Below are 19168 nucleotides of genomic sequence, written 5' to 3'. Positions count from 1 at the left end.
ATATAGACATGCTGATCGGTATCGATGACACGGACTCTCCGGGGGGGATGTGCACCACGTATCTCGGCGCGGTGCTGGCCCGCAGGCTGATCCGTGAGCACATGCGGGTCAGGGAGGCACGCCTCGCCCGGCTCAACCCGAACGTGACGTTCAAGACCCGGGGGAACGCAGCGATCGCGCTCGATGTGGAAGGCGACCCGGACCGGGGGTTCGAGCTCGCGTGCGCCATCGTGGAGGAACTTGCGGATTTTTCCTGCGAGAAGACAAACCCCGGCGTGGTCGTGGCAGAAAAACGGCCGGACCCGGCCTTCTACCAGCGGGCGGTGACGGATTTCTGCGAGATCGATGAGGCGATTGCCGTTCTCGAAGCAGCAGGCGCCCGGTACCGGGGCTGGAAGAACCGGCGCGGCCTTGTCGGTGCGACCGCAGCGGTCGCAAGCGTCTTTCCCGATGCGACCTACGAGGTCCTCGCGTACCGCGAGCCGTCCCGGTGGGGTACGCAGCGGGAGGTGGACAGGGAGAGCCTCTTTGCAGCAGAGGAGGCGACATTCCCCCACACATGGGATACCGTGGACTTTGCAAATCAGGTCGTGGTCTGCGTGCCGCACACGCCGGACCCGGTCCTCTTTGGTATCCGGGGCGAGAGCCCGGCATGGGTGATGTCGGCCCGTTCATTCATCGAATCCGAGAAACCGGCGCTCGAACAGATCTGGGTGACAAACCAGGGAACCGACGCCCACCTTGTCCCCGGAACGTGTGGAGCATTGCGCGAAGGAATCTCGTACCGGGTGCGGGGCGTTGTTGCCGGCCGACCGGCGACCGGGGCCGGGGGGCATGTCTCATTTGAGATCCGGGACGGCGATGCGGAAGTCCGGTGCATGGCATACGAGCCGACCAAGAATTTCCGGGACACCGTACGGGAGCTGGTGCCGGGTGATGCGATAATCGCGGTTGGGAGTTACAAGAAGGGTAGCATCAACCTTGAGAAGATGTGCCTTGTCTCACCGGCCCGGGATCTCCGTACACAGGCCCCGCTCTGCACCGTGTGTAGCAAACGCATGACAAGCGCCGGGAAAGACAAAGGCTACAAGTGCCGCAAATGTGGTGGGCATGCAATGGATCCGGAGGTGGATGAGATCCCCAGAAAACTCACTGCCGGGTGGTACGAAGTTCCGCCGACTGCCCGAAGACATCTCGCAAAACCATTGTGCAGAGGGTTTCCGGAGATCTCGTGATTCAGGCAGGTGCACGAATCTCTGCACACCTGTAACAGTGCCCCGTAAAAGATCTCGGTATCAGTAAAGCATATTGCCTGCCGGTTCATTCTTTTTTTAAATCCGGGAACGTTTCAATGCAGGATTTCCCCGGGAGAATACATGAAAGGAAAACAACCGGAGAATCTCCGCGCCAGCGGGAAAGCATGTGCAGAACAAATGGGTTACCACTGGGCAGGAAATACCGATCCGACGCTGCCGTTTGACGGGCTGATGTACCACGGAAATGTGATGGTGGCAGTGAAATTAAAAAAGGTCAGGTATGGGATCGGTGAGGACTGCATTATCGAATGGAAATATCCGGAAGAGGTGGCGGCAATCCGTTCACTTCCCTTGCCGCCGTACATACTCCGCGAGTTCTGGATCCGGACCCAGAACGAGCGGGCGTACCGCCGGTTCTATATCCTGCCGGACACTACTGCGGAGATCCAGGAGAATACAAAAGAAGGGTACCGGAACACCCATTACCGGGAGGCATACTGGAAAAAGGCACCATACCAGATTGTAATACCCCTCCGGAAGGTTGAGGGGGTTGGGAATCGGGACCGGGAAACCCCGTAAAACGCTCCGTTTGCCAAAATGACGACCCGCATTTCCAGCCGGAGTGGAAATGGTGTCCACGCGCATGTAAAAGTCTGACGAATGGAACTCTTTTTTAAAATAAGCGCAGAATTAAGGTTTTTAAACCTGCAATACAGACGCGTTCCTTCATCCCCATTTTTGGGGTAATAATTCAGGTCGTTTTCCTTAATGATCTCTGTCCGGAGGCCCTTTTCGGACATCTTTTTTACGACGGTGATTTTGTCATCGTGAGGGTTTCCTCCACGACGGCAATTTCATCGACCGAGAGCCCGTAGATTCCGTATACGAGCGAATCGATCTGCCGGTCGGTCGAGTCGATCTCCTGTGCGATGATCCCTTTTTCCTTTTCGTACGCTGCCAGACTCAGGTGCCGGTGCAGGTTCAGCATTTCGGTCACGAGCGCCTCCATCCGGCCGTGCCGGGCTGCATCATCCGGGTCGTCAAAATCCGGGGTGGCGACCGGGAACCGGCTGAGGATATCCCCCAGCCGAATGTCAGCGGGTACACCCGCATCCTCGGCGAGATTGCAAAGCACGAACGCGGCGAGCCGGCTGTTGAGAATACCAAGCAGGTACTGGCTCCCGGATGGGAGGAGACTAATCTTGCGGCCGAACACGGTCCGGTCGCTGCCGAGCGTGAAATGGGGCGGGAAGATCCGGGCCGGAAAAATAATACGGTTTTTTTCTTCCTGCCACGCGTCAGACTCGCTCGCAACCTCCCGCCAGTAATCTCCCTGCGATGGCCGGTCTTTCAGTGATTCCGCGTGCTCTTTGAGGTGCTGGGTGATACCCGGGTACCTCTTCTTCAGCCACCGCCACGCATGGCCGGTGGCCGAGGGATGCCGGTCGGTCCACCCCTGCGGGATAACTATACAGTACTGTTCTGGAGACGAAACACTGTAATTCCCGATCATTTCCCCGGCAACATACGGACGCAGCAGGGTTTTGCAGCGCGGGTCGGCACGGACCAGTTCTTTTCGTTGCGCTGCACTGATGACAAATGCTGGTTCAACCGCAATACCGGACCGGATCTCCCCGAGCACGTACTCCTCAAGCGGTATTCCAGCCCGGGAGATTTTTTCGAGCAACTGTTCCTTTCTCGTGTCGCGGAGCGTCCAGCCCCCCACCGAAAGTACCTGCTGGTCAATCAGGAATCCCGGGCTGTCCCCGGGTGAAGTCGGGGTTGACCCTGTGAGCCGGACGATGAAAGGATGCGATGACGGAAAATTTTCAAGCCGAAGAAAACAAGTGCCGTCACCGGCATCACCGGTAATCACGATCTCATCGATCTGCCTGCAGAGCAGCAGTTCCCGTAAGGGTGAACCGGACTTCCCATGGAGCCAGCGATCGCCGATCACGTACCCGAGCACGCCCCGGGGCCGCAGGAGTGAAAGGCCTTTTTCGATAAAAAATGCGGAGAGACGGGCCCCGGGATCACAGGTGGCAAAATGCCGCTGGACATACTGCTGGAGACATTCACGCGCCGGCACCGGGCTTTCGGGTGGGCAGCTGATCACCGCATCGAAACCGCCAGGCGCGAGAATTTCAAAAAAGCCTTCCCGCCAGTTGAAGAGCCGGAGGGCATGGCGTTCCCGGGCCGGGCAGAACGCCCACGATTCATCGTCTGCAATTTCAGGTCCGACAAGCGCGTTCCCGCACCGTATCGTATCGGAGAGGATCCGCAGAAGATCACGAAACACCGGGAAAAAACCAACGGGCAGCGTCCCGGCGTCATCTCCTTCCAGGGCCGCAAGAGCAAGCAGCATCCGGGCGGCTGCGACTGCATGGGGATCAATATCGAGGCCATGAAGGGTGTGCCGCAGAAGATCGGTCCTCTCCACAAAAGTGTACTGCATGCCCGATGGTGACGGGATGAGCCCGTGGTATGCCCGGACCAAAAATGCCCCGGCCCCGCACGCGGGATCAATGATGCGCAGCGGAAGCGGCTCATCGTTGGACCGGCCGGCGCGTGCAGCTGCAAGGGTCTGTTCCACCGCGTAATCCATGAGTGCGGGAGATGGCATTACGCGCCCGACGTCGGCATCCGGCCGGTCGACAATGATCACCTGGTGGGCGGCAGACCGCCGGATTGTGCGGGCAAGGTACTGGTCGAAAACCCCGGCGCACTCCTCAAGGGAGAGCAGGGAAAAATCGTACGGCCGGTCCGCGGACAGGAGCCGGGCAGTTATTGCTTTTATCACCGGGTCATCGATCGTGGGACGTTTTCCGGCGGAGGGTTTGTGTCGGGAGGGAGTTTCCGAATAGCCCTCCGGCTCAGCCCAGAGATCGCTAGCATCTGCGAAAAATTCCGCCAGTTGAATGTCGCTCTCTTTTGCATCAAGGATCCGGTTGAGGCTACCGGGGGAGATGAGATGCCGGTCTTCTGCGATGGCAAGGAGACAGAGCCGGAACAGGATACGGTGCACCGCGAGCGAGATCTCGCCGCTATGCATCCCGATATTGTTCCGGGCGACGCTCCGGGCAAGCTGTTCGCGCCATGCACAAATGTCGTGAAAGAAGGCAGACGCTGCATCGGGAAGAGCGGATGTGTCTGTTTCTTTGCCCGGATCTGCAACAGGACACCGCATGATGTAGTATTCGGCGCGAACGGGACAATAATGTTGTTGACTGAACGGATGAGACATCCGGGGCGGAAAACAAAAAAGAATGCCCGGCAGACACCGGGACAAAAATCCGGTGCCGGATCTCAGAATCCCATAATGGCCTCTTCAGGCTCCCCCGATGACTCTTTTGCCGGGACTTTGAGCATCAGGATGATCCCGATCACTTCGAGCACCATGCAGAACAGGAACGCGGCATCAAAGGCACCGGCAAGATCCATAGAGGGCAGCTGGTGGGCGGAAATCTCGGCCAGCTTCGGGCCGACAACAACGGTTGCAACGAGCATCACGGAAGCGACACCGAGGGACGAGCCAAGGTTGGTCATCATCCTGACAAGGCCGGATGACATCCCCCATTCCTGCGCCGGGGATTCTCCCATCACCGCGCTGTTGAGCGGCGAGAAGGCGATACCGGTACCGGCGCCAAGAAGGAAGAGGTAGATGCAGACATGGCCCACGCTTGTGCGGACCGACAGCGTCGAGAGGAGAAGGAGCGCCACGGCGCAGACCAGAAACCCGAAAATGATCGGTTTTTTTGTCCCGATCACATCGGAGAATTTTCCTGCAATGGGCGCGGTCATGATCATGCCGACCGGGAGAGCCAAGAGGATCGTCCCGGCATTGTCGGTTGCGATATGCTTGACCAGCTCGAGGTAAAAAGGCATGATGACCATGACGCCGGCCATCGCCATCTGGATCAGCATGACATTCACGTTCTGGAGCGTGAATGCGTCGTTGGACAGGAGGTTCAGTTTGATCAACGGCTCTTTTGTTTTCCGTTCCCATGCAACAAAGAGCGCCCAGAATATCACAGAGAGCACAAGTGCCGCGAGGCCGGCCACTGCACTGCTGCCCTGAATGGTGGTCAGACCGACAATCAGCGTGCCAAGGGCGACAAAGATGAGCGCGACCCCGGGGACATCGAGCTTCGCCCCCGGGGCGACCGGGTCACGCTGTGGCAGGATGCGCATCCCGAGAATGATCGCGATAATCCCGACCGGCAGGTTCACGTAGAAGATATACTGCCACGAGAACGCGCTCGTGAGAAAACCTCCCACCACCGGCCCCAGTGCGGCGCCGAGCATCGTGAACATCGCGACGATCCCCAAGGCCTGGCCTCTGACCGATGCGGACAGGTAGGAGGTGACCATGACTGCACCGAGAGCGGAGATGACCGCTCCACCCACCGCCTGAATCATCCGCGAGACGATCAGCACATCAATATTTGGGGAGAGGCCGCAGAGCGCCGAGCCGAAGGTAAACAGGGCAAAGCCGCCAAGAAAAATATTCCGGTACCCCTTCATATCACCGAGTTTGGATGCGGCGAGGAGAAGACTGACGAGGATGATCAGGTACGCGTTGAGTACCCACGAGACGGTCACGGTCGAGACATCGAGTGCTTTTGCAATGTCAGGAAGGGCGATATTGACGATCGTCGCATCGAGACCGGCCATGAACGAACCGAGCGCGATCACGATGACAATCAGGAGATCCTTCGTGGACATCTTCCTGTCGGGTGAACATTCAGCCATAATTCCTGTTCCTGTGGTATGAGTGATACTCTCCTGCCCTGATAATTGTTTCAGATTGTAGTCCGGGAGAAAGGACACACTTTAATCCAGTCCTGCTCCAACAGAAATCCTAAACAAACGGGATCACTGCCATGACACACACCAGCGATGTAAAAGACGCAAGCGGCACGGCGTCGTTCAAGTCCGTTGCCCAGATCTTCGATGGGGACGACCCGTCGCCGGAGGAAAGCCGCGATCTCTCGGACCGGGCCGAAGACCGAATCTTCCACGCATTACTTGCCGTCCCGAAAGGATTCCGGGCCGGCCTGTGCACGGACCTTGTCATCAGGGTACCGGCGTCGGAATTGACACAGGAACGCAGTACCGCAATTATCTCCGCAGTCAGGTCGCACTTCCGGCTCCGGGCAGACGAGGTGCAGCGGGACATGAAACTGATCCAGAGAGTCGGCCTCCGGGAGATCCGGCTCACTGCCGCAGTCTGCATACCGTCGTTTGCCGGCATCGCGGTCTGCTCCCAGTTCAAGGGAGACGCCCTCGCAGAAGTCGTGGAGAACATCCTTGTTATCTTCTGCTGGGTCACCATCTGGCAGCCGTTCCAGTCGCTCGTGTTCGACCGGTGGACACAAAGCGAAACCGCGAAGGTTTACCGGAAGATTGCGGAAATGCCCGTCCGCGTTCTGCCCGCGGAATAAGAAGCGAGAAATTCCCTAAAAAAATATTATAGCACGGTTGAAACGGGTATGACACCGGGTGGCCACACCCCAACCCGCACTCATCTTCGGGACACGGCAGGGCCTATGCCCCCTTGTTCTCCTTCCCCTTCTTCATCGCGACATAGATACTCACGAAGACCGAGGCGAGCGCCACAAATGAGACCGCAATGATCGCGTACGTAATGAGTGTAAAGTTTGCCTGCACAATCGGGAGGTTGCCCACAAAGTACCCGACAAGGAGGAAGAGGCTTGACCACATCACGCCGCCAAGGACATTGTAGCCCAGGAACCATGAATACCGCATCTTCCCGACACCGGCAAGGAACGGTGCAAAGGTCCGGATAAAAGGCATAAACCGTGCAATGACGATGGTAAAGCCACCGTACTTCTCAAAATATTTCTGCGTCTCATCGAGGTGCTCTTTTTTTACGAGGGAATATTTCCATTCAAGCACTTTCATCTCAAACGTGTAGCCGATCCAGTAATTGAGCGTATCCCCAAGTATCACGGCGACAATCAGGGTACCGAGCAGGATCCAGATGTTGAGCATCCCGACAGCTGCAACGGCGCCCGCGACAAAAAGGAGGGAGTCGCCGGGCAGGTAGGGCATGACCACGAGACCAGTCTCGCAGAACAGGATCAAAAAGAGGATCACGTACGTCCACATCCCGTACTGCTGGAGGATCACCGGGAGGTACTTGTCAAAATGGAGTACCACGTCTAGAATATTGAACGGGAGAACCATGATATCAGATCATGGGAACGGATGCGATAAATGGATTGGGGATTCCCCAAACGACACTTTTCAGCAGGCATCCCGGAAGTGCTCGCTCGAAACAACGGGGAGGCAAAAGGCTGATAAAAAAATAAGTTCCCGGGGATTTTTGAGTTATTCCCGTTTAATCTGATGGATTTTGATGAGGCCGGCACAGGATTTGCAGGTATAATATTCATCCTTCCAGCAGGCCTCGCACCCCCAGCGCCCGCAGAGCACGCACTGGCGGAGCTCGGATATCGGGTGGGGCGTGTTGCAGAGATCGCACATGTACTGCGCAAAACTGCCGGGGTCCTTCGCTGGAGGCTCCCCCTGTTTTCGCATCACCGAGATCTCTTTTTTGATCTCACGAAGGCCGGGAGATTCCTTACTTTTTTGGGTTGTCGCGCCGGGCCAGTTCTTTTTCCAGAGAGTCAAGTCGCGCCTCCAGTGACGCCAGGTGAGTCTGCATGCCGGACTCATAGTTCTTCAGGTCAGAAAGCCGGTCTTCGTTCTGCTCAATCTCCGGTGTACTCTGCTCTTTAAAGCTCGCAAGTCTCGGGTGGGAAACGAGTTCCCACTCCTCCACCATGCTCTGGAACCGGCGGTCGAGGTACTCGTCCACCCGGCTCTCCACCGGGCGGGTAAGCGAAATATTCCCCTGTGCGCCCCGGAAAAAATAATACACGAGGAACAGGACGACACAGAGGATGATGACGAGGAGAACAAAGGTGAGGAGGTCCATGTCAGATCCTCCCTTTGAGTTCAGCCGCCCGGGTTTCGAGCCCGGTCAGTTTGTCCGATGCGGTCTTGTCAAAGGATTTCAGCCGGGGGATCTCCTGTTCCAGTGCCGCAAGCCGGCTGGTGAAATCCACAAGATCTGCCTTTGTTGCGAGATCCCATTCTTCAACGATATATTTCATCCGGCGGTCCACGTAGGCATTGAGATACGAGTTCATGCCGATCATAATGATTTCTCCAGGGAGGCGACGAGGTCTTCCAGCCGTTGTGCCCGTGCTTCGATGGCCGTTCTTTTTGCGTAGAGCTGGTCGATCTCCTCGCTCACGTGCGCCAGCCGGTTTTCGAGCCGTTCGAGATCGACCTCGGTCACCAGGTCCCATTCCTCGATAATGGCAGAAAAATTATGGTCAAAATACGCGTCGAGCGATTTGTCGAACGTCGGCATGCGGGAGTCGATCGCCCCGGGGATATGCGAGAACTGATCCCAGAAGGATTCCCCGGTCGCATTCTGGTCCGGGTTCTGGTTGATAACCGGGTACATCTGTTATTTCACCTTCTTTTCCTGTTCCTGGACATGATTGAGGAGGTGATCCAGTTTTCTTGTTTTCACCATATTCTCAAGCCGGGTCAACTGCTTTTCAAGGAGGTTTTCCCTGGCAAAGATATTGGTTTCAAGGGCCGTGTTCTCATCTTCGACCTGCCGGATCGCAGCCGTTTGTTCGGGAGAGAACCGGGTAAACGGGAACATTTTTGACGCTTCGTGCTGCTGGAGGAGTTTGAGTTTATCCTTTTCGAGTTCGAGCTCGATCGTGCGGTTGGCCGTCTTCATGATCCGGATCTCACGGACGATAAGGTACACGAGCGCCAGAGCGAGAACGATAAGAATTCCCAGAAGAACGGTGTCGGTGATTCCTGGTACCGGTGCCACAACTGCGTCAGCTGCCAACGTTACATCACCCCGTAACGGGTGTTGTTGTCCCATCCTTCACACAGAGAGATCATGTCAGAGTTCATCCTCGGATCCGGTGGCCTTCTTCACCGTTTTTTTCACTTTTTTCGCGGTCTTTGAAGCCGCCTTCCCGAGATTTGCCGATGCTTTCTTTGTTTCTTTTTTCACGGTATCCGCAGTTTTTGTGGCTCCAGTCTTTACTTCGCCGGCTGTTTTTCTGACCGCTTTGTCAAGTTTGACAACACCTTTTGCAATCGACACGTTTGCTTCTGCTGCGGCTTTCGAGAGTTTTTCTTTGAGGAGCGGTGATTTTTTGACAAGAACCTCATCGTCGTCCTTGAGCCCCAGCGTCTTGAGGTCCTCCTCGCTCACGCGGACCTGTCCTTCCCGCACCATGGTATCGGCGATCACGGAGGTTGTAACGGATTTTTTTGTTTCTTCATTGATGAGATCGACTTTTTCCCCGTCCTGTATTCCCAGAGCGGGCAGGTGTGCGACATTGAAACGCACCCGCCCCTCGCTTGGAAACGCACGCTTACGTATAGTTAACCGGACTTCCTGCATAGTCGATAAACCACCTTAAAAGGGTAAATATCTTTCTGATATGGGCACAAAATGCATCATTGTTCCTCAATTTTCCTCCTTTTTTTGGTAGTATCCTGCATTTTTTCCAAACACTGTTATCAGCCCAAAGCGCCAATACTTTTGCAGCATACGGGGAAAAACAGCGATGACACATCAATGCGATGAACCGGTCACCCAGATGCACCTCAAACCGGCGATGACCGTCGGCGAACTGGTCAATGCAATGGGAAAAGCCGGGGCGTACAACGGCGGCTCGCTCTACCATGCGGCAGAGATCTACGAGCAGATGCTAAAAGATAAGGATACGACAAAATTCTTCGGGCTCGCCGGCGCGATGGTGCCGGCCGGCATGGGCGGGATCGTTTCCGATCTTATCAGGGACGGCCACATCGACATCCTCGTCTCGACCGGTGCAAACCTCACGCACGATATCATCGAGGCAATCGGCTGCCGGCACTTCCACGGCACCGCATTCTGCAACGACATCGAGCTCAGGCACGATGAGATCAACCGGATCTACGATGTCTATCTCCCGAATGAAGCCTTCGAGCACTTCGAGACATTCATGCAGAGCGTGTACGGCGAACTCGAACCCGGAACCACGGTCTCGATCTCCGGACTCCTGCGCCACATCGGGCTCCACTTAAAAACCGGCATCCTTGCGACTGCCGCACAGAAAGCGATCCCGGTCTACTGCCCGGCAATCCAGGACTCGATGGTCGGCCTCCAGTACTGGCTCTTCTCGCAGACGAACAAGGTGACCGTGGACGCATTTGCCGATATGCCGGCGCTCCTTGACACCTGCTTTGCGACCAAAAAGGCCGGCGCCCTGCTCGTGGGCGGCGGCGTCCCGAAGAATTTCATCCTCCAGAGCATGCTCATGACACCAAACGGCTTCGATTACGCGATCCAGCTCACCGGGGACCGGCCTGACCTTGGCGGGCTCTCGGGCGCGACCTTGGACGAAGCCCGCTCGTGGGGCAAGATCACCGAGGAGGCAAAGGCCGTGACCGTGTACGCCGATGCGACCATCACGCTTCCGGTCCTCGTCGCGGCTGTGATGGAGCGGCTCAGCCATGCCTGACCTGATCCTCGCGCTGGACATAAAGGAAAAGAAAAAAGCACTCGCGGTAGCCCATGCCTGCGCCCCGCACCTTGACGCGATCAAGATCGGGTACCCGCTCGTGCTCTCGGCCGGCCTTTCGATCGCCGGCGAGCTCAAGAAAGAGGGCCTGCCGCTCATCGCCGACTTCAAGGTCGCGGATATCCCGAACACGGACACGCTCATCTGCGATCAGGTCTTCGCTGCAGGGTTTAGCGGGATCATCTGCCACGGGTTTACCGGCATGGACTCGATGAAAGCCTGCGTCGCTTCCGCCCATGCGCACAAGGGTGAATGCTTCGTGGTCGCCGAGATGAGCCACCCCGGAGGAAAGGAATTTTTCTCAGGGGGGATCCCGGAGCAGATCGCCGGAAACGCGATCATCGCAGGTGCCGACGGGATCATCGCGCCGGCCACCCGGCCGGACCGGGTCAGGGTCCTGCGGGGCTTTATCGGGGATAAGAAGATCCTCTCGCCGGGGATCGGGACACAGGGCGGGGATGCAGACGCCATCGCCACACTCGTGGACGGCATTATCGTGGGCCGGTCGATCTATGATGCCCCGGATCCTGCGGCCGCAGCGCAGTCCTATGCGCACCTCCGCAGGGACAGGAAAGCCTAAACAAATCCTTTTTTGAGACCCGATCCACCGGTGCGCGCCAGTACGTACCGCGAATGCAATATAACCTTCAGGGCACGGCCTAAAAGTTTTTTAAGGACTTGCACGATGTAGTAGTATGGATTGGAGTGCAGAGCAACGGAAAATTACAGAAAAATACAAGAAACTCGACGATATTCCGGAAACCGAGCGAAAATACAAGTGCCACACCTGCCATCTCATCGTAGACCAGAACCCGTGCCCGAACTGCGGGGAGACCAAACTTGAGATCATGTGCCCGCTCGACAACTGCCACTGCAGCCATGAGATGATCTCCGGGATCGAGTACTGCCCCCTGTGCGGCAAGCCCGTCTGCCCTGAATGCGGCTCCCACGATGTCGTCCAGATCAGCCGGGTGACCGGGTACCTGCAGGACGTCTCCGGGTGGAACGCCGGTAAGCAGCAGGAACTCAAAGACCGGGTCAGATACTCCGTTGCATGAGATATTATACCGGGTCTGATACTCTTTTTATCCGCGGTGCATTCCGCGCCGCAAGCACCGGTATTGCCGGCGGTATCCGTAACGCCACTACCCTCTTTAACCACACGGTCCCGGCAGACTGGGGCCACGAGGAGCCGAAAAAAGAGATTGCCCTTATCGCTGCTGCAGCCGGTGCCGGCAGCGATGTGCTGGGGCTCTTGACCGCAGTCCCGATCCGGAACCTCTGCGTGCTCCAGTACGATTTTATCACGGTCTTTGTGACCGCCGGTATACGGCAGGAGCCGGCCGGTGAGAGCAGAGCCGGGACGATCAATATCATCGCGTACAGCAGCGAGGGGATGGAAGATCCGGCGCTCCTAGAAACGATCATGGTGGCGACCGAGGCAAAGACCGAAGCCCTGCTTGCCGCGGGCAGAGTCTCCGGCACGCCCACCGATGCCGTAATTGCCGCATGCGAAGGGGAGACACAACACAAGTACGCCGGCCGGATCACGGAACCGGGCCGGCGGGTGCGGGACGCGATCTTAAAGGGAGTGCCCGAGGCCCTCCGCCGCTACGAAAGCGGAGGTATAACGGATCCGGCGTTTTTCATCTACAGCCGGTTCCAGGGGGAGCACTGGGTGGAATGGCTGCCCCACAACTGCCCGTATTATCCCTGCCATTTCGCGGGGCAGGCTTGTGACTTCTGCTACTGTCCGTTCTACCCGTGCAAGAACGAAGAGCTCGGCGAATGGTCAGCGAGTTCCACAAACGGCCGGGTCTGGAACTGTTCGGGCTGCACCCTGCTGCACGAGCCTGCGGTCGCGGATTACCTAAAAGAGTACCCCGATGCTCCGCTCGCAGAACTTATGCGCCTGAAATCAAAACAAAAAAAGTAATTTATTCCTTGATCCCGAGTGCGTTCAGGAGCTCGGGGAGGGGAATGCCGTGTGCCTCCGCTGCTTCGCGGATGGTCTCGCCGCGGGCAATTGCACAGCCGACACAGCCCATACCGAACTTGAAGAGTGCCTCGGTCGCTTCGGGTTTTGCCTGGAGAAGGTCGTAGATCGTAGAGTCTGCAGTTAATTCAGCCATACTACACTTAGTTCCCGTGCAGGGTCATAAACCTCACCATCGCGGCGACAAATCCGCAAGTCTCTTTACTTTCGCAGCGCACGGTACCTGCTATATACCCAGCAACAATGGATCTACCGTTGGAGATGTAAGAAATGGATTATTCCGAAGCTACTGAAAGAATCTCCCGAAAGTTTTCAAAAACAGGACATGAGATCGACCGGCAGAAGGTCGAGGGCAAGCTACGCAGGCTCATCGATGAGTTCGGCGTCCAGCCTGCCGAGGCTGAGCGCAGCGTGTCAAACGAACTCGCAAAGGAATTCAATATCGCCCCCGCCACGGGATTTGGCGGGAGTGCCGGAGGCACGGGCGGGGCAACCGAGCAGAAGCCGATCGCCGCAGCACAGCCCGGCGACTGGGTGACCCTTGAGGGAAAAGTAGTCTCCCTTGCCGCGCCCGCATCCCCGGCTATTGCCCAGAGCGGGATCATCGCGGACGAATCAGGCGGGATCCGGTTTGTGGTCTGGGCGAAGAGTAACGCGCCGAAGATGGAGGAGGGCAAGTGGTACCGACTCGAATCCGCGGTCGTTGACGAGTACAAGGGTGTCCCGAACCTCAAGGTCCACTCGGGCACCACGATAAAAGAGATCGAGAAGACCGACCCGCTCATCCCTGCACCGGTCCCGGTAAAAGATCTTAAGGCCGGCGTCGCGAGCGTGCGGGCGAAAGTGATCCAGGAATGGGACGTAACGCACGAACGCATGCTCCAGTCCGGTCTTCTGGGTGACGAGACCGGAACGATCAAGTTCATTATCTGGAAAGAGCAGGGAAAGGAGAAACTCGTCCCAGGCTCGGTCTACTCCGTCTTCTACGCACAAGCCGACGAGTTCAACGATCGGCTCTCGCTCAACATCACGGGCGCGACGATCATGCAGGAGGAAGGCGATATCGCCACGGCCGGCGGCAGCACCGATGTGACCGTTACGGGCGCCATCGTGCATATCGCGCCCGGCTCCGGGATCATCAAGCGCTGCCCGGTCGAGGGTTGCAACCGTGCTCTCTCCCGGCAGAACTACTGCCCGATCCACGAGATCCAGCCGAACTTCGTCTACGACCTGCGGATCAAGGGCTGGCTCGATGACGGCGAGAAGACGCATAACATGCTGTTGAAGCGCGACGTGGTCGAAGCCCTGACCGGCATGACGCTTGACCAGGCAAAGGAGATCGCGGAGAACAACCCGCTCGGGATGGACGAGGTCTTTTTGCAGATGCGGGACAAGGTGCTCGGCCGGTACGTGGTCTGCTCCGGCCGGGAGATCGATAACCGGCTGCTGGTCAATACCTGCGAGTGGCAGAAGTTCGAGAGCGGGGAGCATGCAAAGCTCCTGAACCGGGCCGGGGGTGTATCATGAGCGCCACGGCACCGGACATGGGCAGACGCGACGGCAGTTTCGAGCGCGAGCCGGCCCGGAGGGTCTTTGCAAGCGAACTCCGGGAATGCCGGTACCAGTTCAAGGACGGCGAGGACGAGAAGAGCCCGACGTTCGTGCTCCTCCCGACCGGGGAACGCAGCAACCGGATCTTCATTGTTGGCACGCTGACCGAGAAGACCCGGCAGGGAGAACAAAACATCTTCTACCGGGGCCGGGTCATCGACCCGACCGGGACCTTCTTTATCATGGCAGGGAGTTACCAGCCCGAGGCGATGCAGCAGCTCGCAAAGATCGAGACGCCTGCGTTTGTCGCAGTCATCGGGAAAGCTTCCATCTACCAGAAAGACCCTGCAAGTGCACCCCTCGTTTCCGTCAGGGTCGAATCGATCAGTGTCGTGGATAAAGAGACCCGTGACATCTGGACGCTGGACACCGCGGCCCGCACGCTTGACCGCATCGATGCATTCGCAACCGGCACGAGCCCGGACATCCTCAAGGCAAAGGAGCAGTACCCCACGGTCGATCCGTCGGTGTTCCGGAAGATTGCCTACGATGCGCTGGCGCAGATTAAGATGTAAATTTTTTTCATCACCGAATTTTTTTTCATTGAATGATTCCGGATTGTGTATCGGGAAGGTATTACCCATCATTCCCTGTGGTGCGATTAACCCCGCCGCCCCGAAGAGGCGGCCGAGCGACCCCCATCAGGGGGTGGGAACCCTCCAATTTTTTTCAAACTATCCGGCCACCACCCCGTCCCTCCATCCTCAGTTAAAACCCGTCCTGTGCTAACCCACAACAAACCCTACATCTTCCACCACCCAACCGGAATATACCTGATCCCATGCCAGCCCCGAAAAAATCCCCGCAGCAATACCTCGCGACCGGCTTCCGCGACGTTGACCGCTCCGGCGATACCACGGCCTGCACCCGGTGCCTCGACCTGCTTTCTGACATCCCGTTCTTCCACGCAGTAAAAGAGGAGAGTTTCCGAATCATTGCCGGCACAGAACCGGAACGTGTGCTCGACGCCGGCTGCGGTGCGGGAAACGATCTCTGTGCCCTTGCCCCGCTGCTGCCTCCCTCAACACGTATCCTGGGTCTCGATGCGAGTGCGGCCCTTCTTTCTACCGCAACGGAACGAATCGCCGCCCACCGGGACCGGTGTTTCCTGCTCCGGGGCGATCTCACGCATATCCCGTGCAGGAGCGGCGTGTTCGATGCCTGCCGGATCGACCGGGTACTCCAGCACATCCCGGATCCGGAACAGGTGATCCGGGAACTGGCTCGTATTTTAGCGCCCGGCGGGACGCTCGTCGCGTTCGACAACGACTGGGACACACTTTCCATCGGGGTGAGCGCCACAAAAGTTGCAGGCCGGCTCACCCGGTTCTGGAGCGACAGTTTTGCTTCGGGCCGGATCGGGAAGGATCTTGCCGGCATCTTCCGCCGCGCCGGGCTCTCTGATATTCATGCCGAGCCAAAGACACTCATGCTCACCGATCTTGCTCTCGCGGAAAAAGTGTTCGATATCCCGGCCCTGCTCGGCCGGATGAAAGAGGCCGGGCACTTCAGCGATGGGGAGATTGCGGCAATCAAAACTGATCTCGAACGCCGGGCAAACGAGGGTACGTTCACTTCAGGGTATACGGCGTATCTTGTGTGGGGAAGGAAGACGGATTAAAAAGGCATAATCCTAAAAAAAGTTTTTTTATCCTCACAGTGCGGCATTCTGGTACACGACCGCTTCAGCACCGTTCGCATAGTGTGCGGTGACGACGACATTATTGGTGCCTGAAGTGGCGGCAAATGTCCCGCTTGCCCCCGGGCTGGTGCCGAGCGTCCCTGCCTGCACCCCGTTGACAGAAACCTTAAGTCCGGTGACCTCCCCCGCGCTGCACGTGCTGGTCATGAACTCAAGCCGTATGGATGAGGGGGGAACTTTTGCGCCGGCGATCGCAATAGTGCAGGTCGGCTGTGATGGGATTGACTCACCGGCACTTGTCGGCAGGACCGTAATAACCGGTGCGATCGCCGTCCCCGGGCCGGACACCGGGCTCGTCATGACGACCGCGACCACGACAACAACGATCACGACAAGACCGGCGATAACGAGATACGGGGTCAGGGGATTCTTTTTCTTCAGGACAGCCCGGCAATTCGAGCAGACGGTCCGGCTGGCTTCGATGGATGCACCACAACGAGGACTGGTTCTCTGTGCCATGTGCTCCAGCATTATATTCGAGGATTAATAGCATTATTCAATTTAATTTGAAAAAGAGGGATTGTCAAGAAATTTGTTTCAACTTCTCCGGTCAGCGGAGAAACGGTGCAGCAGCCCGGCACACGAGATCCCGATTCCGTGATCCCTGTCCCGGGGGAGAGGCCATTCGTCCTGGGCTGGAACCAGACGCAACCCGTCAGAGTGCTTCGAGCGCCCGGAGACTTTTCACGGCGCCGTCAAACGATTTTACTTCGATGATCGCGGTTGCGTTCTTCCTTTTCATCGCAGAAATTACCTGATGAAAATCGATGTTCCCTTCCCCCACGGTACTGTGAGAGTCCTGTTTTCCGGTGTTATCGTGAAGGTGCATGTGACTGAACAGCGTTTTGAGAAATCCCGGCAGGCAGCCATTGAGGTTGGCATGCCCGACGTCGAGGGTGAATTTTGAATCCCCGATGATCGCGAGATCGTCCGGGGTCCGCAGGTTGAAAAAATTCATGCTCCCCATATTCTCGAACGAGAACTCAACCGAGAACTCGCGTGCAGCAGCGGTGAGTTCGGCAAGCGATTTCCTGAACTGCCGGTCGGCCAGCTCCCGTTCATTTTCCCACGCAAAATAACCAGGGTGGAGGACAACGGGGGCACCGATCTCTGCGGCTACCGCAAAACAATCGGTTATCACCCCAATACTTGCTGTTCGGATCGGCTCAAAGACGCAGGCAATGTTCAGGCCGTGAAACGGGGCATGGATAGTAAAATCTGCGGAATAACTCCCGAAGATCTCCGGGCTTTCTGCAAAATGGAGACCTTCGTCCATGACCTCAATACGATCGGTGAGCCCTGAAAGCCGGTCCAGCGCGTCGGAAAGCGGCTCTTCAATGAGGCAGTAGGTCGAGATGCCGATCATATGTGAGCGGTAGCGTGAGACGGGATAAATAGATATGGATTTTAATAGGGACCGGATCACGTCCGCCTCAATACACCGGCAGCAGCCCGCAGTGTGTCCCGGTCAGTGACCGGCCGCCCCCGGGTGTCACGGCAAACGTGTTCTCGATCCCGACAAGTCCGACATCTTTGATCCCTTTCTTTGGCTCAACGGCAAAGACCATGCCCTCTTCGAGCGGCTCGTCGAATCCTTTCGAGATGACCGGGCTTTCATCGATCTCAAGGCCGATCCCGTGGCCGAGGAATTTTACCGTATTCTGCCCATAGCCCATGAAATTTTCCCGGAATGCCGGCTCGAGCCCGGCCATGATCGTGGAATAAATCCCGGAGGGAATCGCACCCGGTTTTAAGAACGAGGCGATCTCATCCTGGATCTCAACGCACCGCTCGTGGGCCCGTATCGCCTCATCGGGAATTGCTTTCCCGAACATATACGACAGCGTCTTGTCGGTGTGGTAACCTTCGACACCGCAGCCGATATCGATGACGACAAGATCGCCCTTCTTTAGTTTTCTCTCACGGCTCCCGGACATCGGGACTGCAGGGGAGAGGCCGGAAATTCCCCCGGGAGTGTCGACGCAGATGGGCGCGATCGAACTGGTCCCAAAGCCAATCTGGCCAAGGAGCATCTCGTTAAACATCCCAAAACGCATGAGCCCCTGGTGGCCTTCCCGGACCATCACCGAATAGAGATCGGCAGTGAGCGTCAATTCGTCGATGCCTTCCGTGAGAAGATCCGGGACGCAGTCTTCCAGTACATGCCGGTGGATCTTTCCCGCCTTTTCCATGAGGGAAAATTCATACGGGCTTTTGACCGACCGGACCTTCGCCACCTGTACGTCGAGCGGCTGCACACCGGAAAATGAGAAATGTTTCTGCATCCGGCCGTACTGGGCAAGCGAGATCTCGTCGAGTTCCAGGTACACGGGTTTGTTCACTTTCCCGGTGACTGCCGCTGCGTCCCGGTAACTGGACATTTTCCTGATATCCGTGAATGCCGATTCGGCGATTGCACGTTCAAAACTGCGGCGGACCCAGAAGACCGCATCCCGGTCCCGCGGGATCGTAAGCAGGCCGTCCTGTATCGTACCGGTGAAATAATAGAGGTTGACCTTACCGGTGATTCCCGCAACCTCCCAGTCCGGGCAGTCACGGTTCATCCGGTCCCGGAACCGGGCCATGCGGCGGGTAAGTTCGCTGGACGGGACGCTCATCATATGTCAATAATAATGGCCGAGCGTGGTATTTATCGATGCTGAAAAATGGCCCGGGAATGAGGGCGGATACGATCAGAGAATAAGGAAAATGAACAAAAAGAAAAACGGGCGGTGGAAAAATATGAGGGTGCTCCACCTCATGGCAGCTCACAGATATGGCAGGGCGAGGACAGTTTTATTCGCCCTGGTTCCAGTGCGGAAACGTTATTTCCGGGTCTTGTCCGCTTCCCACCGTTCGAGCACTTCGGGCCCTTCGACGAAGACCAGACCGTGCTTCTTTGCATAGGCTTTCGCACCGGATTTGGGAAGGGCATAGCCGGACTCATCATCCAGCATCTCGCAGA

The 19168-nt window shown here is 57.2% G+C and carries 23 protein-coding genes; 10 read left to right on the top strand and 13 right to left on the bottom strand.

The window, feature by feature from the left end:
- Positions 1-8 precede the first annotated feature (8 nt).
- Positions 9-1235 (top strand): TiaS agmantine-binding domain-containing protein, encoded by a 1227-nt coding sequence (locus tag WCE46_RS08250; RefSeq protein ID WP_424733218.1) that lies wholly within the window; start codon positions 9-11, stop codon positions 1233-1235.
- A 141-nt stretch (positions 1236-1376) separates the two neighbouring features.
- Positions 1377-1835: a hypothetical protein gene (locus WCE46_RS08245; protein WP_424733217.1), complete on the top strand. Its 459-nt coding sequence runs from the start codon at positions 1377-1379 to the stop codon at positions 1833-1835.
- 226 nt (positions 1836-2061) lie between these two features.
- Here the strand turns inward: WCE46_RS08245 and WCE46_RS08240 are convergent, their stop codons facing one another.
- Together WCE46_RS08240 and WCE46_RS08235 are read right to left on the bottom strand one after the other, a co-directional pair.
- Complete coding sequence (locus WCE46_RS08240) at positions 2062-4443, bottom strand: Eco57I restriction-modification methylase domain-containing protein (protein WP_424733216.1); 2382 nt, start codon at positions 4441-4443, stop codon at positions 2062-2064.
- Positions 4444-4562: 119 nt separating this feature from the next.
- Positions 4563-6008 (bottom strand): MFS transporter, encoded by a 1446-nt coding sequence (locus WCE46_RS08235; RefSeq protein WP_424733215.1) that lies wholly within the window; start codon positions 6006-6008, stop codon positions 4563-4565.
- A gap of 131 nt (positions 6009-6139) precedes the next feature.
- Here WCE46_RS08235 and WCE46_RS08230 point away from each other — a divergent pair, with 131 nt between their 5' ends.
- Positions 6140-6700 carry a hypothetical protein gene (locus tag WCE46_RS08230; protein ID WP_424733214.1) on the top strand — a complete coding sequence of 187 codons (561 nt, stop codon included), beginning with the start codon at positions 6140-6142 and terminating at the stop codon, positions 6698-6700.
- Positions 6701-6803: 103 nt separating this feature from the next.
- Here WCE46_RS08230 and WCE46_RS08225 read toward each other — a convergent pair whose 3' ends face one another.
- The 7 genes from WCE46_RS08225 to WCE46_RS08195 all read right to left on the bottom strand — a co-directional run bounded on the left by WCE46_RS08225 (position 6804) and on the right by WCE46_RS08195 (position 9729).
- On the bottom strand, positions 6804-7466 hold the full coding sequence (locus WCE46_RS08225) for a VTT domain-containing protein (RefSeq protein ID WP_424733213.1): 663 nt from the start codon (positions 7464-7466) through the stop codon (positions 6804-6806).
- A 144-nt stretch (positions 7467-7610) separates the two neighbouring features.
- Positions 7611-7820 carry a hypothetical protein gene (locus tag WCE46_RS08220; RefSeq protein WP_424733212.1) on the bottom strand — a complete coding sequence of 70 codons (210 nt, stop codon included), beginning with the start codon at positions 7818-7820 and terminating at the stop codon, positions 7611-7613.
- Between the two features lie 43 nt (positions 7821-7863).
- Positions 7864-8220 carry a hypothetical protein gene (locus WCE46_RS08215; RefSeq protein WP_424733211.1) on the bottom strand — a complete coding sequence of 119 codons (357 nt, stop codon included), beginning with the start codon at positions 8218-8220 and terminating at the stop codon, positions 7864-7866.
- A 1-nt stretch (position 8221) separates the two neighbouring features.
- A complete protein-coding gene (locus tag WCE46_RS08210) occupies positions 8222-8443 on the bottom strand; it encodes a hypothetical protein (RefSeq protein ID WP_424733210.1) in 222 nt (73 codons plus the stop codon).
- Positions 8440-8757 carry a hypothetical protein gene (locus WCE46_RS08205; protein ID WP_424733209.1) on the bottom strand — a complete coding sequence of 106 codons (318 nt, stop codon included), beginning with the start codon at positions 8755-8757 and terminating at the stop codon, positions 8440-8442. The genes WCE46_RS08210 and WCE46_RS08205 overlap by 4 nt, the downstream gene beginning before the upstream one ends.
- A gap of 3 nt (positions 8758-8760) precedes the next feature.
- Positions 8761-9162, bottom strand: coding sequence for a hypothetical protein (locus tag WCE46_RS08200; RefSeq protein ID WP_424733208.1), 402 nt, complete (start codon positions 9160-9162; stop codon positions 8761-8763).
- Between the two features lie 57 nt (positions 9163-9219).
- Entirely contained in the window at positions 9220-9729 is a 510-nt protein-coding gene (locus WCE46_RS08195; protein WP_424733207.1) for a hypothetical protein, read from the bottom strand.
- Positions 9730-9895: 166 nt separating this feature from the next.
- On the opposite strand from WCE46_RS08195, the gene WCE46_RS08190 reads away from it, so the two are divergent.
- The 4 genes from WCE46_RS08190 (at position 9896) to WCE46_RS08175 (ending at position 12830) form a co-directional block, all read left to right on the top strand.
- The gene (locus WCE46_RS08190; protein WP_424733206.1) at positions 9896-10834 is read left to right on the top strand and encodes a deoxyhypusine synthase; all 939 of its coding nucleotides are present in this window, start codon (positions 9896-9898) and stop codon (positions 10832-10834) included.
- Entirely contained in the window at positions 10827-11474 is a 648-nt protein-coding gene (pyrF, locus tag WCE46_RS08185; protein WP_424733205.1) for an orotidine-5'-phosphate decarboxylase, read from the top strand. The genes WCE46_RS08190 and pyrF overlap by 8 nt, the downstream gene beginning before the upstream one ends.
- Positions 11475-11589: 115 nt before the next feature.
- Complete coding sequence (nrdD, locus tag WCE46_RS08180; protein ID WP_424733204.1) at positions 11590-11952, top strand: anaerobic ribonucleoside-triphosphate reductase; 363 nt, start codon at positions 11590-11592, stop codon at positions 11950-11952.
- Complete coding sequence (locus tag WCE46_RS08175; protein ID WP_424733203.1) at positions 11949-12830, top strand: adenosylcobinamide amidohydrolase; 882 nt, start codon at positions 11949-11951, stop codon at positions 12828-12830. Before nrdD ends, WCE46_RS08175 begins: the two co-directional genes overlap by 4 nt.
- Before the next feature lies 1 nt (position 12831).
- Here WCE46_RS08175 and WCE46_RS08170 read toward each other — a convergent pair whose 3' ends face one another.
- Positions 12832-13026: a DUF1858 domain-containing protein gene (locus tag WCE46_RS08170; protein WP_424733202.1), complete on the bottom strand. Its 195-nt coding sequence runs from the start codon at positions 13024-13026 to the stop codon at positions 12832-12834.
- 134 nt (positions 13027-13160) lie between these two features.
- On the opposite strand from WCE46_RS08170, the gene WCE46_RS08165 reads away from it, so the two are divergent.
- From WCE46_RS08165 to WCE46_RS08155, 3 genes are all read left to right on the top strand, one after another.
- A complete protein-coding gene (locus tag WCE46_RS08165) occupies positions 13161-14417 on the top strand; it encodes a nucleotide-binding protein (RefSeq protein WP_424733201.1) in 1257 nt (418 codons plus the stop codon).
- On the top strand, positions 14414-15016 hold the full coding sequence (locus WCE46_RS08160) for an RPA family protein (protein WP_424733199.1): 603 nt from the start codon (positions 14414-14416) through the stop codon (positions 15014-15016). Before WCE46_RS08165 ends, WCE46_RS08160 begins: the two co-directional genes overlap by 4 nt.
- Before the next feature lie 266 nt (positions 15017-15282).
- On the top strand, positions 15283-16122 hold the full coding sequence (locus WCE46_RS08155; RefSeq protein ID WP_424733198.1) for a methyltransferase domain-containing protein: 840 nt from the start codon (positions 15283-15285) through the stop codon (positions 16120-16122).
- Between the two features lie 33 nt (positions 16123-16155).
- Here WCE46_RS08155 and WCE46_RS08150 read toward each other — a convergent pair whose 3' ends face one another.
- From WCE46_RS08150 to WCE46_RS08140, 3 genes are all read right to left on the bottom strand, one after another.
- Positions 16156-16662, bottom strand: a complete 507-nt coding sequence (locus WCE46_RS08150; protein WP_424733197.1) for a hypothetical protein — start codon at positions 16660-16662, stop codon at positions 16156-16158.
- 196 nt (positions 16663-16858) lie between these two features.
- Positions 16859-17569: a sugar phosphate isomerase/epimerase family protein gene (locus WCE46_RS08145; protein WP_424733196.1), complete on the bottom strand. Its 711-nt coding sequence runs from the start codon at positions 17567-17569 to the stop codon at positions 16859-16861.
- Positions 17570-17636: 67 nt separating this feature from the next.
- Entirely contained in the window at positions 17637-18821 is a 1185-nt protein-coding gene (locus WCE46_RS08140) for a M24 family metallopeptidase (protein WP_424733366.1), read from the bottom strand.
- Between the last annotated feature and the right edge of the window lie 347 nt (positions 18822-19168).

The organism is Methanoregula sp. (assembly GCF_049690535.1).
Taxonomy (GTDB): Archaea; Halobacteriota; Methanomicrobia; order Methanomicrobiales; family Methanospirillaceae; genus Methanoregula.
Note: the sequence above shows the minus strand (reverse complement) of the source record. Positions and strands in the feature narration are given on the sequence as shown.